Below are 16,836 nucleotides of genomic sequence, written 5' to 3'. Positions count from 1 at the left end.
GCGTGATTGCCCTCGTCGATTGCAATTCTTTTTACTGTAGTTGCGAGAGATTATTTCGTCCCGATTTAAAGAAGCGGGCCGTGGTTGTTTTATCCAATAATGATGGTTGTGTTATATCGCGCACAGATGAAGCAAAGGCCCTTGGCATAAAGATGGGCCATCCTTTTTTTGAGATCAGAGATTTTTGTATTAAAAATGATGTCTCTGTCTTTTCATCAAATTTTCCTCTCTACACTAATATCTCAGATCGAGTGATGAATACCTTAAAAGGTTTTGCTCGGGATATTGAAGTTTACTCTGTTGATGAGGCCTTTCTTTCTTTGCATGGCCTGGCCTTGGACAAGCTTTATGATGAAGGTGTTCGTATCCGAACAAGCGTTGGCAAGAATGTGGGAATTCCCGTGGGTGTTGGTATTGCTAAGACGAAAGTTCTGTCAAAAGTGGCCAATCATATGGCCAAGAAGCAAAAGGCACTCAACGGTGTTTGTGTTTTAATTGAGAAGGAAAAAATTGATGAGGCGCTTAAACTTTTTCCTATTGAAGATGTTTGGGGTGTTGGACGACAAAATGCCATTAAGATGAAAGTTCTAGGTATTCGCACAGCTTACGATTTGGCAAATTTTCGTAATGATAAGATTTTGCAAAAATATTTTACCAAAGTTGGTCTCGCTATTAAAAATGAACTTCTGGGTGTGAATTGTTTCGACTTTGGGGAAAATTCTAAGAAGAAGCAAGAGATTATGTGCTCTCGCACCTTCGCCTCATCAATATGGGATAAGCGCGTTTTAAAAGAGGCCATCGCAAATTACGCGACAACGGCCTGTGAGCGCATGCGTGCACAAAAGTCTTTATGTAAGAAGATAGAAATCTTTTTTAGAACTTCTCCTTATCACTCAGGTGAAGATCACTATGTGTTTGAATTTGAAAAGCTTGAATGCTTTTCACGAGATACTTTCTATATTATTGAAAAATGTTTTGAAATGGTGGAAAGAAGTTTTCGAAAAGGTGTTGCTTATAAAAAAGCGGGAGTTCGTTTAGGAAATTTTTGCGATGAAGATAGTTTACAGTTTGATCTCTTTACAGATTTAAATCAGTTTAAAAAAAGAGACCTATTAATGGATGTTATTGACGGCGTAAACTGGCGTCAAGGCGAGATGAGCGTAAAATCTCTCGCCTGTGGTACAGATGCAGAATCTTTTCGTATGAATCGGGACTACAAATCATCAAACTTTGTCTGTTCTTGGAAAGAGATCCCTAAGGTTCGTTTATAAATTATTGAGTTCTTTTTTTAAGGCCTCCATTAAATCCAGATTACTTTGACGCAAGAAAAAGCGTTTTCTTGCAAGAGCATAAATAGGCCTTGTAATACCAATATACTTTATATCTTTTTTCTTTATTCCCGATTTTAGTGCAACACCTTCAGGCACAAGAGATTGGCAAAAGCCCTCTTTTGCAAGTTGGGCCAAAGGTGAAAAGAATTCACTTCTTTGATCAATAACAAGGCCTTTTAAAATAATTTCTCTTTCAATGGCCCGCCAAGTTCCACTTGAGGATTCTCCACAATAAAGAGGGAGTTTCTTATCACCTACAATGACCATTTTCTCTTGCCCAATGAGTTCAGCATGAATACCTGGACGAATGTCAACTTTTCCCGCAACGATGGCCAATTGAATATCACTGGAAGTCACCTGGTCAACGATAACGGGGCTTCTGTGGGCGTGAGGAGTAATGATGAACTGCGGATTTTTTTTACTATACTTTGCCAGTGCTTTGGCCCCCCATGTGGAGATGATAGATTCGGAAAAGCCAATATTAATATTTTGAATAATAGGATCGGCATCTTTAAAGAGAATATCTTTTAATTCATAGACAAGAGGGAGTGATTTTTCCAAGAGTAGATGGGCCTCTTTAGTCAGCTCTATGTAGCGCCCATTTTTAACGACAAGTCTTTTTCCACATTGGTGTTCAAGAGTTTGAATTCTCTTACTGACACTCGATTGTGTAAGGCGCAGCGAAGTTGCGGCCTTGCCCATTGTCTTGTGTTTTTTTATGGCCTCAAGTGTTTCGATAAGTTCAATCATAACTATTCCTTTATGGAATATATTATATTCAAACAATTCGCTTTTTTCCAGTTGAAAAATGACCGATAGTGAGTGGTGTAGAGGTTGATATGGAAGAAGTACTGATTTTTATTTATGTTGTTATTACAAGCACAATATCTGGGGCCACAGGAATGGCCGGAGGTGTTCTTTTAATGGCCATCTTCACTGGAGTTATGCCTCTTTCTAACGCCCTAATACTTCATGGAATTACCCAGTCCACTTCAAATGGATTTAGAGCACTTATCAATTACAAGCACATTCGCTTTAAAATTGTATGGCCCTATCTGTTTGGTACAGCGATGGCCTATGTGGCCTTAACATATGTCGATTTTAGACCTAATAAAAGTTTGATCTTTATTGGCCTAGGACTAATGCCGTTTGTTTCTTTGATCAAATCAGTGGGCAGTCTTTTTGATATTACTAAAAAGGGGCGCTCATTTATCTGTGGAGTTGTCGTTTCTCTAAATCAGACACTAATAGGTGTGAGTGGAGGTGTTCTCGATATTTTCTATATTACAGCACCACTGGACCGCTTTACGATTGTGGCCTCAAAATCATTTACTCAAGCTATTGGACATACTTGTAAAATAATTTTTTATCTCACTATTTATAAGATGGAGCTTTTAAATGTTTCTAACACAAGTATCTTGATCTGTATTTTTGCCCCATTTATTGGAGGAGTTGTTGGGAAGAAAATTTTGAAGAAATGTTCCGACACTCAGTTTGTGAAAGTTGTGAGAGTGGTTATGCTTTGTATGGGGGTATCACTCATCTATAAGGGCCTTTAAGAATTTTAAAAGTTCATAACAAAGGCCCTTTGTTGGGCCTTTATTCTTTTGTTAATTTTGCTTTTAAGAAAAGATTATTCATACGAGCAATTTCAGTTATTGAAATACTTTGTGGGCATTCAATTTCACATGCACCAGTGAAAGAGCATGAACCAAAATTTTCTAATTCCATTTGTGATACCATGGCCATTACTCTTTCATTGGTTTCAAGTTTTCCTTGAGGAAGATGATCGAGGTGATTTATTTTGGCCGCCGTAAATAAAGAGGCAGAAGAATTTTTACAAGTGGCAATACAGGCCCCACATCCAATACAAGCTGCCGCATCCATGGCCTTATCAGCATCTTTTTTAGCTACAAGAATTGAGTTCGCCTCGCCGGCCCCACCTGTCTTTACTGTGATATATCCATTTTTTTGAATAATGCGATCAAGGGCACTGCGATCAACAATAAGATCTTTAACAATTGGAAATGCACGGGCGCGCCATGGTTCGAGCACGATGGTCTGCCCATCTTCAAAACTTCTCATATGAACTTGGCACGTTGTTGTGTTGTCGTGAGGGCCATGGGCCCTACCGTTTACAAAAATTCCACATTGACCACAAATTCCTTCTCGGCAGTCATAGTCAAAGGCCACAACTTTTTCATCTTTAAGAACCAAGGTTTCATTCAAGTAATCGAGGGCCTCAAGCAGTGACATATCACTTGTAATATTATCAACACTGTAATCTTTGAAAGATCCCTCTTCTTGATGACTTTCTTGACGCCATATTTTAAAATTAACTCTCATATTATGACCTTATTTGTAACTTCTAACAGTTGGTTTTACGAATTCAAAATTTAATTGTTCTTTATGTAGTTTGAATTCATTTTCGTTGATAAATTCCCATGCCGAAACATAAGAAAATTGACTGTCATCTCTAAGGGCCTCTCCCTCAGGTGTTTGAAATTCTTCTCTAAAGTGAGCACCACATGATTCATTTCTCTCTAGAGCGTCTTCACACATGAGAATGGCCAGTTCAATAAAGTCTGCAAGTCTCAATCCTTTTTCGAGTTCTTGATTGAGCTCTTTATCGTGGCCTGTGATTTTAACATCACTCCAAAATTCTTCTTTTAATTTTTTTATGTCAATAATGGCCTTTTTTAAGCCAGCTTCATTGCGACTCATAGAACATTCTTGCCACATGATATGACCAAGGTCTCGATGGAAATGGTCTACAGTTTTTGACCCTTTTATTTCTAAAAGACGAGAAATGCGTTGTTCGACTTGGCTTTTTGCTTCAGTAAATTCTGGAGCGTCACTCTTTGGCGGATCATTTTTAATCGCACTACTTAGGTAGTTGTTAATCGTATTTGGTAGGATAAAATATCCATCAATACTTGCTTGCAATAAGGAGTTTGCCCCAAGTCTGTTTGCACCGTGATCAGAGTAGTTGCATTCTCCTATCGCATAGAGGCCAGGAATTGTTGTCATGAGTTCATAATCAACCCAAAGTCCTCCCATAGAAAAGTGAGCGGCAGGAGAGATGAGCATAGGGGATTTATAAGCATCAATGCCAGTGATTTTTTTATACATGTCAAAGAGATTGCCATAGCGATCTTTGATAACTTTTAATCCGAGTCGATTAATTGCATCTTTAAAATCGAGATAGACAGCATTTCTGAGTGGCCCTACTCCATGACCAGCATCAATTCTTTCCTTGGCCGCACGAGATGAAATATCACGAGGTGCTAAGTTTCCAAAACTTGGATAACGTCTTTCTAAATAGTAGTCTCGATCTTCTTCCTGGATGAGAGATGGATCTCTTTTATCATCTTTGTTTTTTGGAACCCAAATTCTACCATCATTACGAAGAGATTCACTCATCAGAGTAAGTTTTGATTGTGAGTCACTTGATTGGGGAAGGGCCGTTGGGTGAATTTGCGTGAAACTGGGACCTGCCATAAAGGCCCCTTTTTTATGTGCTCGCCAAATGGCCGAGCCATTACAACCAATGGCCAAAGTTGAGAGGCGAAAAACTCGCGAGTAACCACCAGTTGCTAAAACAACCGCATGCGCATTATGGGCCTCAATTTCACCTGTAATTAAATTTCTAGTGATAATACCACTGGCCTTTCCATCAGTGACAACAAGCTCAAGCATCTCGTGACGAGTATGCATAGTAACTTTTTTGGCCTCGACCATTTTTGATAATTGAGAGTAAGCGGCAACTAAAAGCTGTTGACCAGTTTGTCCTCTTGCATAGAAAGTCCTTTCTACTTGAACGCCTCCAAAACTCCTGTTGGCGAGAGTTCCGCCATATTCGCGTGCAAAGGGGACTCCTTGGGCCGCAAAATGATCAATGAGCGGTGCCGAGAGCTGTGCGAGCCTGTAGACATTGGCCTCTCGTGAGCGAAAGTCACCACCTTTGAGTGTATCGTAGAACATTCGCCAAACACTATCGCCATCATGTTGATAATTTTTGCAAGCATTAATACCCCCTTGAGCGGCGACAGAATGCGCTCTTCTAGGAGAGTCTTGATAACAAAAACATTCTACTTGATAACCAAGTTCTGCCATCGTTGCAGCGGCCCCTGCTCCCGCAAGACCAGAGCCCACAACAATTACTTTTAATTTTCTTTTATTGGCCGGATTTATCAAGTTTGATTTCGCTTGATAATTGGACCATTTCTTTTCAAGTTCCCCTTCAGGGATTTTTGCATCTAAACGTGTCATCTATTTTAACCTTGAGAAAAAAAATAAATGTAAAGGGGTATAAGTCCAAAGCCTAGTCCCATTACACAGCTATAAAATGTTGCGATCAAGGCAACATATTTTAAATATCTTTTGTGATAAAGCCCCAGTGTTTTGGCCGCACTTTGCACTCCATGGTGAAGGTGCATGGCCAGTGGAATTGAGAGAATCGTATAAAACAAAGTAATGAATGGGTTCTTTAGTGTTGTCACAACAACACTATAAATATCGATTTGACCTTTCGAATCTATCGGAAGTTCTGGTCCGTAACCGAGTTTAACTTTCGCCCAAAAATTTGCCATATGAACAATAATAAAAATTAGAATCATCAAACCAAGAAGACCCATATTGCGCGAGTTCCATGATGAGTTTTGTTGGGCATAATTCATAAAATACTTTTGTGGTTTCGCCTTTTTATTATCCAAAGTAATAATTAGCGCCATTACGCTGTGAAAAATAATGGCCAAGTAAAGCAGAATTGAAACTGCGCTGATAAGTGGATTATTTCTTAGTAGATGTGAATAAGTATTATAGGCCTCTTTTGCCAGATTATTTGGCAAGAGAAGTAAAAAATTTGCACTCAAATGAACAATTAAAAAAATGCACAGAAATAGGCCAGTGATGGCCATGATATATTTACGATTAATAAGCATTATCTTTCCTTAATTAATTAAAATAATCCTAATAGTTTCCACCATAATCCCCCAATTCCCAACCATACGGCAATATTGATTATGGACAGGTAAAAGCCTAATTTCCACCAATCAGTAAGCTCGACATAGCCAGAACCAAATAATACTGGGGCAGGACCCATGCCGTAGTGAGTTGTTGAACCAAAAAGATTTGAGAAAAATCCAAGAGAGATGGCCATTAAGTAGGGGGGGACACCGACAGTGATTCCTACACCCATAAAGGCCGCGGCCATGGCCGTCACATGTGCTGTGGCCGAGGCGAACATATAGTGAGAGTAAAAATAAATAAGCAGTAATGCTGGAAAAGCAAGAGTCCAAGCATGGCCGCCCATTTCTTTCGCTATAAGAGCACTAAACCAAGGAATGAAGCCTAGTTTATTTAAAAAATCGGCCATCATAACAAGGATTCCAAACCAAATTAAGGTATCCCAAGCTCCTTTTTCACTTTTTACATCTTCCCAATTGAGAACACCTGAAATGAGCAAGATCGCAAGCCCAGCAATAGCGGTCGTTGTCGCATTTATTCCTAATGTTCCCCCTAGAATCCAAAAAATAATAAGAAAGGCAAAAACAAAGAGCATAATCCATTCATTCTTTGAAATCGGTCCCATTTCTTTTAATTTTCGGCGGGCAATATTTTTGGCATCTGGAGTTTCCTTAATTTCTGGAGGATAAATTTTAAAAACAAGATAAGGAATAATGGCCAATGAAATTAGTCCTGGGACAATGGCCGCGAGTGCCCATCCGCCCCAAGTTAGCTCTACACCATTATTTGCCGCAAATTGAACAATTAATGGATTTGCCGCCATGGAAGTGACGAACATTGCAGATGTAATGATATCAACTTGGAAGGCCGTTAGAACGAGATATTCACCAATTTTTTTTCGAGTCCCATTGTCGGGATCTGAACCAAAATTGTGGGCCATCGATTTTAAAATAGGATAGATAACACCACCAGCTCTGGCGGTGTTAGAAGGAGTTGCTGGCGCTAAGACAAGATCAGTTAGTGCCAGTCCATAGGCCAGTCCGAGTGTTTTGCTTCCTAAGTGAAAAATAAAAAAATAAGCAATTCGGGATCCAAGACCGGTTTTAATGAAGCCGCGAGCAATAAAAAATGCAATAACGATAAGCCATATTGTGCTATTGCCAAAACCTGTGAGAGCTTGATTTTTTATATTAAGTGTATTTGTCAAAAGGGCAATCGCAAGGCCTGTAAAACACATCGTTCCCATTGGCAGTGCTTTTAAAATGATCCCTAAAATTGTAAAAATAAAAATGGCCAACAAGTGCCAAGCTTCAGTCTTTACACCTTCGGGAATGGGGAGAAACCAAATGATCGCACCTATTATGAGTGCACCTATAAGTTTGGGAATGCTAACTTCACTAGTTTCTAACTGATTCATTATGACCACCTTCAGTAAATGACATTTGTTTTATTTTAGGGGCAAAAATTTAGAAATTAAATAACTATTTTACAGCGCTACAACTAGCTCCACCGAGCACGCAAAATTGAGCACAAAATTTATGACAAAGATAAACGCGCTGATTGCCTTCTTTTAATGAGTGACCCATATTAAAACGCTCATCATAAGCAATAAGAGTACATGGCAGAACTGTTAAATTATCTTGGCCCTTTCTTTTAACGATCATTCTCTCGCTCGCACACATTTGTTGACTGGGGGAAACTTTTAGAATATCCCAACAGGCCGTCGTGATTTCAGGAACGCTTTTGTTTAAATCCATTTCAGGAAAAATGACCATTTTATCTTCACTTAATTGGACTCCCATTTTTTGAAAAAGATGGTGATAATGTGCCTTACTTTCATTTTGCTTTTCACTCATTAATGAGCGGCCAGCAATAGAGATATTTATTTTTTGATTATAAAGTTTTTGAATATTTTGAAGTGTTCGTTCAAATGTTTTTTCTCCTCGCTCTTTTTCATGAAGTTCTTTTGTGTAGTGATCGAGGGAGATTCTAATGTGAAGTTTGTCTTGGTATAATTTTGTAAGTTCTGAAAGTTTATCAAGATGTCTTTCAACGGCCTTAAAAGCATTTGTTAATACTAAAATATCAAGTCCCGTACTTAACACTGACTCGATAATTTTCATGATAGATGGATTTAAAAATGGCTCGCCACCAGTTAGGCCAATTAACTGAACATGAGTAAAATCTTTTTGTATTTCATTGAGAAAAATTTTAACTTCACTGTCATTTATATAAACGAGTTCATCATTGGTAGGAGAGGACTCAATATAGCAGTTCTCGCAAGTTAGATTGCAACGTGTACCAATGTTAAACCATACTGTTTTTAGATGTAGGGGATCAACATAAGCACGTTCACTGCCGTCAGCAGTTATTTTTAAATCCGAAAATTTATCAATAGTCATAGGATTATTGTAACAAAAAAATTAATGATTGGAATTAAGATTTAATCCTTTTTCATAAATCTTATTCATAAGCTCATCATTCGCACCAAGTAGGAATGCGATCTTTAAGATTTGATTAAGAACGATTTGTTTGATTAGTCCATTCTTCGAAAAACGGATCGAACTTGTTACGGCAAAATGGGGAAGGAGAGTTGGTGGGGCCCATTTATTTAACTTGTCACACAATAGTGTATCTTCAAAAATTTCTACATTTGGAATGGGACCAGCTTTTTCAAAGAGTTCTTTTTCCACAAAGAGACAATGATCGAGATAATATATTTCTTTGATTTTTCCTCGGACATTATTTGAATACCAAGATGTAAAGTCTAGAAGAAAATGACGGCGCTCAAAACAATGAGTAAATGCCCCCCAGCCACTTTGTTCGAGTAGTGTTCGATAACCCTCAACTTTCAAGTAAGATCGTGGATGGTGAAAAAGAATTAACTGTCCTTTTGCTTTTTTTGCCCCTTCGTTCAATCTCGCCGCTCGTGAGTTATTGTCGAGAAGAATAATTTGCCAAAATGCAGGACCTAGTTTGGTCTCTAGATAAGGATTTAAATTTTGATTATTGGTTACAATGATGGTTTCAAAGAGGTCGCCTAGATTTTTTATTGTTCTAAGCGACTCTATGATAAATGGGTTTTCTGCTTCGTTTGTGCAGGAAAAGACTATACTTATTTTAATCATATTAAAGTGATTGTAGCACTTTAACATGATCCATGAAACGTCTTAAATTTGCGTTTTCAACTTTGTCTGAGTTCTCAGTATCAACATTATCCAGAATACTCTTTAGGTTTTTATCCAGTTCGACATCTTCATCAATACTAAGAAGAACATCTCTTGTCATTTGCGCCCCATCAAGTTTTTCTAGGACGTCTCTTTGAGTCGATTCATTACTTTGTTCAAATTTACTATCTAGCGTAATCGCTCCAACGCGACCACCTGAGAGCTTGAATAAAAGGGCCTTGGCCTTCTTACCAATAGTTGCATCGTCGATTGATTCCATACTGCTCTTAATTGCTAGAGCAATAATCATATTGTAGCGAGCTTTTAAAAGCTCGATGCTGATTTCACGATTAACCCCGGCAAGGGCCACATGTTCATATTCTGTCAGTTCAATTCCACGGGCCTCTTTTTGCAGGGCCGACGTCATAAGATCGTAGAATGACTTTTTGTTAAAACCACCAACTGTACTATGAATATGCTCTTGGTGGTGATTGATAAAGTGCATTCCAAGACTCATGGAATAAAAGGCCATATCAAAGTTGTACTTTGTTTGCTTTGTATTGATGGGAGAAATCTCTGTTGGATCAATATTGTCCCAGATATCGCAAATTCTCTTATAGAACTCATTCATTGCATCTAGAAATAATTTGTCTCGAACTTCAACAGTGTCGTAAGTCCCGTTATTTGTCCAAAATTGGAATTCAAAACTTTGATAATAAACAGCAGCGGCCGCAATCTTTTCACCAAATGCCACATTGTCATCAAGGATGATTTTCATTTTCTTAGAACGGGTGTCTTCACTTTCTTTCGTTCTAATTTGAGGATACATATTTGCCGTCGTATCATTCATTATATTGGTTGTAACGCTCATTTTGCTCGTCGTATCGGCCATTTGTTGGGTTAGATCTTCCATCTTTTTAACCTTAGAACAAGAGGCGAGAGTGCATAGAACTAGCGTGCTAATGATTAAGTTTTTTGCCATATAGTGCTCCTAACTGAGTAGTGGTCCACTATATAGCGCAATCAAAAAATATGGGTGATAGGCCTGTAAATTCTATCGAGTGTCTAAGAAACTAACTATTTGAAATCTTGTGTGGATAAAAAAAAGACCGCTTACGCGGCCTTCTTACCATAGACAATGCCCTCAATTTCATCAGAAACCTGTCCCACTGAGCGGCTATCTCTTAGAAGATGGCCGGCCACATCACTATTGGCATTGGCAAGCTCACTATTGTGTTTTGTGGCCTGATCGATATTTAAGATCGCCAGATTAATCTCTTTAAGAGCATCGGCCTGTTCTTTAGAGGCCTTATTGACTTCTTCAATCATAATATTGTTGTTTTCAATACTCTCAACAATTTGATCGAGGAGGTGATCACATTCATTAGCAACTTTTTTACCTGATGTTATAGAATCGTGACCAATTCTCATTAGGCCATCAAGACCTTGAGTCGATTCTCTTACAATTTCTTCTACTGTTCTAATACTTGAGTCAAGGATTGCTGCGATTTCGGCAGCTGCCTTACCACTCATTGTTGCAAGGTTTCCAACCTCTTCTGCTACAACAGAAAAGCCTTTTCCTTGTTCTCCTGCACGGGCCGCTTCAACTGAAGCGTTAAAAGAGAGAAGTTTTGTTTGAAAAACAATATCATTAATTACTTTGGTTTTTTCACCAATTTGTTGAATAAGATCATTGATATTTGTAAGCTTACTGTTGTTGCCTTGAACTTGTCCAAGAATTAGCTCAATATTGCTTCCAATACTTTCAATTTCACCCACCATCTTCTCAACAACTGTCTTTCCTTCAATGGCCGTATTCTTACATGTTAGTGAACTTCTGTATGTGTGGTCTGTTGTTTCACAGTTTTTGTCTACAATGGCCGAGATTTCATTGATGGCCGCCACTGTCTCATCTAGACTTGATGCCTGCTCAGTAACGGCGCTTGATAGAGAAGTCGAATTCTCAGTCAGTTTTGTTGAAGAAGATGAAAGGTGATCAGTTACTTTCTTCAATAGCGCTGTCGTTTTTTCTAAACGATTTCCTACAATCTTAAAGATAGAAAAATAAAGTAGTCCGATGAAAATTGATGTAACAATTAATGATCCAATCAATGTTAGGGCAACTTTTTCAAAAAGTTCTTCCGATACTTTTTGTTCAACGACTGTTTTATCTAAGATATAGTCTTGAAGAGCATCAAGTTGATTTCTCGCATCTTCGAAGTGCTTTGAAATTGTTGTTAGAGAAAGTTCTCTTGCTTTATCGAATTGAGATTCGGCCGTATGTTTCAAAAAGATATCTAATTGATCAGACCATAATTTATGGTGCATCCAAAAGGCCTTTAGGTATTCTTTCTCTTTTTCATCTTGGGCCTTAGCCTCGTATTTCTTAACTCTTGTAACAACTTGATCATAGTTTGTTTTAATTTCTTTAATTTGTTCTTCAATCATTTTGCTATCAATATTTCCTGATGCAATTGTTCTTTCTGCGACGAGAACCTGCTGGAAGTCTCGATCTGATTGCACAAGCAAGTTAATAGACGGCAGATAATAGTTGAATGATTTAGTAATCTTATTATTCAAAGTGTTACTTGCATAATATGATATCCCACCTAGTGATAACATCACGGCAAATAAAAGTGAGAAAGAAAAAATAACTTTGAATTTGAACGAAATTTTATCTAGCTTCATGGACTTCCCTCTTAATTGTTACTCAAAACATATCGGTCAGTTTGCTTGATATTTTAAGTAAACTTTATGGGTTTTTTATGAATTTCTGATTTACTCTTTCTCGTAAAAACATGGGTTTACAAAATTTAAACATCGATATTTCCCATATTAAAGTTTGATTCATCTAACTTTTTAATTCTTAGTGGTGATATTTTCCTCGCCAATAACTTTAGAGCGAATTCAGTTATTCTTAAATAAATAGCTTCAAGGATGAATTGATGATCAAGAATAGTGTATTTCTCTTATTGTTGTGCTCTGCTTTTTGTGCAAATGCCTTTACTCCAAAATATGTTAATGAATCATACTTTGTAGAAGATTCTAAAAATGCATACTTCAATTTACTTTCGAGTCGAGAAGAGTTCACGATTGATCATATTCATGAGAATGGCTATGAAGTTCATGGTCCGACGGGCACAGGACTTTATCTAGAAAAAATCGGGGCCCCATTTGTTCAAGTTGAGATTGGAAATGAAAAAGGTCTCGATTATCCTCAATTCTCTGAGATAGAAAATGAATTAAAATCCCTTGCGAATCATTTTGAAAATCTCACAGACCTCTACTCAATTGGTAAGTCTGTTGAAGGTAGAGATCTTTGGGTTATGAAAATTGCAACTGATGCAAAAAAAGCAAACGATCAAAGAAAGGCGTTTAAATATATTGCGAATATGCATGGTGATGAAATTGTCGGAAGAGAGCTGATGATTCGCTTTATCAGAGATATCTTAGAAAGTTATGGCCAAGATCAAAGAATTTCTGATCTTCTTGAAAATACACAAATTCATATTCTTGTCTCTATGAATCCAGACGGTGCCCAAAGACGTAGAAGAGGTAATGCTCGCAATATTGATTTGAATAGAAGTTTTCCAGATTTTACCACAAGAGATAACTCGAATACGACGACTGGTCGTCCTCCAGAAACGGTGGCCGTCATGAATTGGCAAAAAGAACATAATTTTCTCCTTTCGGCCAACTTTCACGGAGGTGCTGAAGTTGTAAATTATCCTTGGGATACTTCTCGAAATCCTTTTCCTCATGAAGGGCTAGTTAAAGATTTAAGTACTGAGTACGCAGCTCTCGCTCCTTATATTGGAAGCTCTAGACAGTTTGCTGGTGGAATCACAAACGGTTATCAGTGGTATGAAGTTAATGGTGGGATGCAGGACTGGAGTTATTACTGGCATGCTGATATTCAACTTACTGTTGAACTGTCAGATTCAAAATGGCCCAACTACAGTATGATTGATTACTATTATGAGCAAAATAGAGAGGCCCTCATTACTTATGTCGAGAGAATTCACTCTCTACCATAAAAGAGGTTGGTGATGTTCTATATTGTCATTAATGGAATTGTAAATAACCACAACTTTTCATATCTAGAAGATGGCCCAGACAATAGGGCCCGTCTCGATAAAACATTGGCCCACGCTTCGACTAAAGAAGAAAAAACGAGACAGGATAAGCAAAAATATGCCATTGAGTTTATGGTTAAAAATGTTATCACGGCCAATGCTGATGATAGGCTAAGTGATATCTTTTCTACTATGCATAAGCATGGCATTCGCCATATTCCTGTCGTTAGGGGAGACTCACTCATTGGCATGCTCTCTTTGAAAGACCTGTTAAGTCTAAAAGAAAGTGCTGGATTCAATTTCATAAAGGCCAAAGAAGTAATGTCCTCTGTCGTTGTTTGTGCCGATGAAGAATGCTCTTTTCGAAACCTTGCAAAAGTAATGGTCAAAGAAAATATCAGTGCAATTCCCATTTTGAATTCTCAAAAAATGCTCGTTGGAATTGTGAGTTATGTTGATTTATTGAAAGTTGTCATTGATACTGGATTAGCAATTTAATCAACAAAAGTGGTCTGAATGAATACACAAAGAAGTTTAAAAGTCGTTATTACTGGTGGTCCAGGTGGTGGTAAAACTACGGCCATTGATCTTTTTCGCAGAGAACTGTGTGGAAAAGTAAGTGTCGTCTCTGAAGCAGCAACTTTAATATTTGCAAGTGGAATTGAAAGAACTGATTCTGAAGAAGTTGTGAGAGCAACACAAAAGGCCATATTCAATTTACAAAAAGATATGGAAACCATTGTTAGTGTCCAGCATCCAGAAAGACTTCTTATTTGTGATAGAGGAACTCTAGATGGCCTTGCCTATTGGCCAGGAACTGAAGAAGAGTTTTTTGCAACAATGCACTCTAGTTATGAAGAAGAGCTATCTCGTTATGATGCAGTCATCTTTTTTGAAACTGGGGCAGCTTCAGGAAATGATATCTCAAGTAATAACCCTTATCGAAATGAAGACGCTCAAAAGGCCATTGAACTTGATAAGAAACTACAGGCCGTTTGGTCAAAGCACCCAAAATTTTCTCTTGTAAGTTCAAACGAATCTTTTGTGAAAAAGATTATGTATGGAATTATGTCTATTGAGAATGTCATTAATAGTATTAAATAAAAAAGGATCTCATTTCGAGATCCTTTCTATTGTAGCCTTAACTCATGTGTAAAAAATTAACCGCTAGAGCGTGCAATAAAAGCCGTAGTAATGCTCCACTGGAGCATAACTTGTATAGATCGGACTCATGTGTAAGAAGTTTTCTGCAAGAATGTGCAAGAAAAGAAAGTTGGAATGCTCTGAGGTAATAAAAAAGGATCTCGATTTGAGATCCTATCTTGGAGTAGGCCAAACTCATGTGTAAGAGGATGGCCCGCTAGAATGTGCAATAGGACAAGTTAGAATGCTCCACTGGAGCATTCTATTGGCCTACTTAATAGCTTCGCGGATTTGAGATGATAGGTAGTCCATCACCCAAACGATAACTGCGATTACGATAACAAGTAGTCCTACTTCATTCCACTTAGCAAGACCTTGGTACTGCATTAGCATTGTACCAATACCCCCACCACCAACTAGACCGATAACTGTGGCCATACGAACGTTGATGTCCCATCTGTAGATTGTGTACGATAGGTAAGGAAGAACGATTTGTGGAACAACCCCGTACCAAATAACTTGAACTGGGTGAGCTCCTGTTGCTGTCATGGCCTCAATTGGACCTTCTGAAATATTTTCAATTTGCTCTGAGTAGAGTTTTGAAAGTGAAGATACAGAGTGAAGCATAAGAGCTAACATACCTGCGAATGGACCAATACCAACCCATACTGAGAAGATAATCGCCCAAACTAGTGGCTCAATTGATCTTGAAACGTTTAGAACAAAACGAACAAGAGAGTAAATTGTCATTGTTAATGGTGATCCACTCATAAGGTTTCTTGCAGCGAAGAAAGCTAGAATGAAAGCAAATGGCAGTGAGAAAGCTGTAGCGATAAACGCCATGTAGATTGTCTCAACTGCTGCAAATGTCGCATCAGCAATAATGTTAAAGTTAGGGTTAAAAAGAGCTGTAAAGATTCTTTTCGCACCAATAAGACCACTTGCAGACAAGAACTCTCTAATCGAAACTTGAGAAAGAAAAAGTCCAGCGATGAAAGTTAGGATAATAATGACAAGTCCAAAGGCCATAAATGGCTCTCTGAAAATTGGCTTATTCTCATCTCTTTTCATTAGGCCCATACAAGCTCTACCAATTGATAGCTTTGTCATATGAAGAGCAATCGCAACAACTGCACCTGCTCCTAGGGCGATTAGTGGTTGATTCCAAGAAAACTCAGGGAATCTAAGACCAAGAATGATTTTTTCATAAATGATCTTCCAAGAAACTAATATTGTGTATGACCACATGAACACGTCGATAAAAAGTGCCCAAAAATTAGCTCTTACTTTTTTAAATGTAAGACCCTTATCTTGTAAGAAGTCTGGTGTAGTATTTTCGTTAGTTGTACTCATATCCATTTTCCAGTCCTTAAAAATTAATCGATAGTTACTTCTACAGCTTCTTCACCGTAGATTGTTTTAAACCAGTTTTCATCGATATCTAGAGGTTTCCCTTCATAGATAAGTTTCCCACCTTTAAGGGCGATAACACGGCTGGCATACTGACGAACTAATGAAAGGAAGTGGAGGTTACAAATAATTGTTACACCAAGTTCTTCATTAACTTTTTTAAGGTATTGCATAACAGAGTGAGAAGTCGCTGGGTCTAGAGACGCAACAGGTTCGTCACAAAGAAGGACCTTAGGGTTTTGCATAAGCGCTCTTGCGATAGCAACACGTTGCTGTTGACCACCTGATAGGTTGTCAGCTCTAACGTTTTCTTTTCCTTCAAGACCTACGATTCTGATGTAATCCATGGCCTTTTTCTTGTCTTCTTCATTGTAGATTCCAAGAATAGAATTGATAACGCCAGTTCTTGCAAGAGTTCCCGAGAGTACATTTGTAAGAACAGTTCTTCTTGGGATTAAATTAAAATGTTGGAAGATCATCCCAATTCTTGATCTTACATTTCTAAGTGTCTTCCCTTTAACGTGAGTTACATCTTCTCCCTCGAAAAGGATGCGACCAGTTGTTGGTTCATGAAGTCTGTTTAGACAACGAAGCATAGTTGATTTACCAGATCCCGAAAGACCGATAACAACTAGGAACTCGCCCGCTTGTACGTCAAAAGTAACGTCCTTTAGGGCATGAGTGCCGTTAGGGTAAACTTTGTTCAAATTCTCAACTTTAAACATTTCACTCTCTTTGTTA

The 16,836-nt window shown here is 38.1% G+C and carries 16 protein-coding genes; 5 read left to right on the top strand and 11 right to left on the bottom strand.

The window, feature by feature from the left end; all coding sequences use genetic code 11:
- Positions 1-2 precede the first annotated feature (2 nt).
- A complete protein-coding gene (locus tag M899_RS03790) occupies positions 3-1,271 on the top strand; it encodes a Y-family DNA polymerase (protein WP_021270039.1) in 1,269 nt (422 codons plus the stop codon).
- On the opposite strand, the gene M899_RS03785 is transcribed toward M899_RS03790, so the two are convergent.
- A complete protein-coding gene (locus M899_RS03785) occupies positions 1,266-2,081 on the bottom strand; it encodes a LysR family transcriptional regulator (protein ID WP_021270115.1) in 816 nt (271 codons plus the stop codon). The two genes, M899_RS03790 and M899_RS03785, sit on opposite strands and share 6 nt — an antisense overlap.
- 89 nt (positions 2,082-2,170) lie before the next feature.
- Between M899_RS03785 and M899_RS03780 the strand changes: the two genes are divergently transcribed.
- Positions 2,171-2,890: a TSUP family transporter gene (locus M899_RS03780; RefSeq protein WP_155897072.1), complete on the top strand. Its 720-nt coding sequence runs from the start codon at positions 2,171-2,173 to the stop codon at positions 2,888-2,890.
- Between the two features lie 40 nt (positions 2,891-2,930).
- Here M899_RS03780 and M899_RS03775 read toward each other — a convergent pair whose 3' ends face one another.
- From M899_RS03775 to M899_RS03740, 8 genes are all read right to left on the bottom strand, one after another.
- Positions 2,931-3,677, bottom strand: a complete 747-nt coding sequence (locus M899_RS03775; RefSeq protein WP_021270067.1) for a succinate dehydrogenase/fumarate reductase iron-sulfur subunit — start codon at positions 3,675-3,677, stop codon at positions 2,931-2,933.
- 9 nt (positions 3,678-3,686) lie between these two features.
- Positions 3,687-5,603, bottom strand: coding sequence for a fumarate reductase/succinate dehydrogenase flavoprotein subunit (locus tag M899_RS03770; RefSeq protein ID WP_021269941.1), 1,917 nt, complete (start codon positions 5,601-5,603; stop codon positions 3,687-3,689).
- Between the two features lie 5 nt (positions 5,604-5,608).
- Positions 5,609-6,274, bottom strand: a complete 666-nt coding sequence (locus M899_RS03765) for a succinate dehydrogenase cytochrome b subunit (RefSeq protein WP_021270041.1) — start codon at positions 6,272-6,274, stop codon at positions 5,609-5,611.
- A gap of 17 nt (positions 6,275-6,291) precedes the next feature.
- Positions 6,292-7,719: an anion permease gene (locus M899_RS03760; RefSeq protein ID WP_034727777.1), complete on the bottom strand. Its 1,428-nt coding sequence runs from the start codon at positions 7,717-7,719 to the stop codon at positions 6,292-6,294.
- A gap of 61 nt (positions 7,720-7,780) precedes the next feature.
- Complete coding sequence (locus M899_RS03755) at positions 7,781-8,701, bottom strand: radical SAM protein (protein WP_021269957.1); 921 nt, start codon at positions 8,699-8,701, stop codon at positions 7,781-7,783.
- A 21-nt stretch (positions 8,702-8,722) separates the two neighbouring features.
- Positions 8,723-9,427, bottom strand: a complete 705-nt coding sequence (locus M899_RS03750; RefSeq protein WP_021269949.1) for a glycosyltransferase family 2 protein — start codon at positions 9,425-9,427, stop codon at positions 8,723-8,725.
- Position 9,428: 1 nt separating this feature from the next.
- Positions 9,429-10,448 carry a hypothetical protein gene (locus M899_RS03745; RefSeq protein ID WP_021270095.1) on the bottom strand — a complete coding sequence of 340 codons (1,020 nt, stop codon included), beginning with the start codon at positions 10,446-10,448 and terminating at the stop codon, positions 9,429-9,431.
- A 131-nt stretch (positions 10,449-10,579) separates the two neighbouring features.
- On the bottom strand, positions 10,580-12,154 hold the full coding sequence (locus M899_RS03740) for a HAMP domain-containing methyl-accepting chemotaxis protein (RefSeq protein ID WP_021270022.1): 1,575 nt from the start codon (positions 12,152-12,154) through the stop codon (positions 10,580-10,582).
- 257 nt (positions 12,155-12,411) lie between these two features.
- Here M899_RS03740 and M899_RS03735 point away from each other — a divergent pair, with 257 nt between their 5' ends.
- Genes M899_RS03735 through M899_RS03725 form a run of 3 tightly spaced genes read left to right on the top strand, consistent with a single transcriptional unit; the run spans position 12,412 to position 14,646 of the window.
- Positions 12,412-13,503 carry a M14 family zinc carboxypeptidase gene (locus M899_RS03735; protein WP_021269929.1) on the top strand — a complete coding sequence of 364 codons (1,092 nt, stop codon included), beginning with the start codon at positions 12,412-12,414 and terminating at the stop codon, positions 13,501-13,503.
- 12 nt (positions 13,504-13,515) lie between these two features.
- Positions 13,516-14,040, top strand: coding sequence for a CBS domain-containing protein (locus tag M899_RS03730; RefSeq protein WP_021269990.1), 525 nt, complete (start codon positions 13,516-13,518; stop codon positions 14,038-14,040).
- An 18-nt stretch (positions 14,041-14,058) separates the two neighbouring features.
- Entirely contained in the window at positions 14,059-14,646 is a 588-nt protein-coding gene (locus M899_RS03725) for an AAA family ATPase (protein WP_021269978.1), read from the top strand.
- Between the two features lie 309 nt (positions 14,647-14,955).
- On the opposite strand, the gene phnE is transcribed toward M899_RS03725, so the two are convergent.
- Complete coding sequence (phnE, locus tag M899_RS03720) at positions 14,956-16,044, bottom strand: phosphonate ABC transporter, permease protein PhnE (RefSeq protein ID WP_021270032.1); 1,089 nt, start codon at positions 16,042-16,044, stop codon at positions 14,956-14,958.
- 17 nt (positions 16,045-16,061) lie between these two features.
- Entirely contained in the window at positions 16,062-16,820 is a 759-nt protein-coding gene (phnC, locus tag M899_RS03715) for a phosphonate ABC transporter ATP-binding protein (RefSeq protein WP_021270064.1), read from the bottom strand.
- Positions 16,821-16,836: the final 16 nt, after the last annotated feature.

This window comes from Bacteriovorax sp. BSW11_IV, assembly GCF_000447755.1.
Classification (GTDB): domain Bacteria; phylum Bdellovibrionota; class Bacteriovoracia; order Bacteriovoracales; family Bacteriovoracaceae; genus BSW11-IV.
The sequence above is the reverse complement of the archived record's forward strand: the minus strand, read 5'-3'. Positions and strand labels throughout refer to the sequence as shown.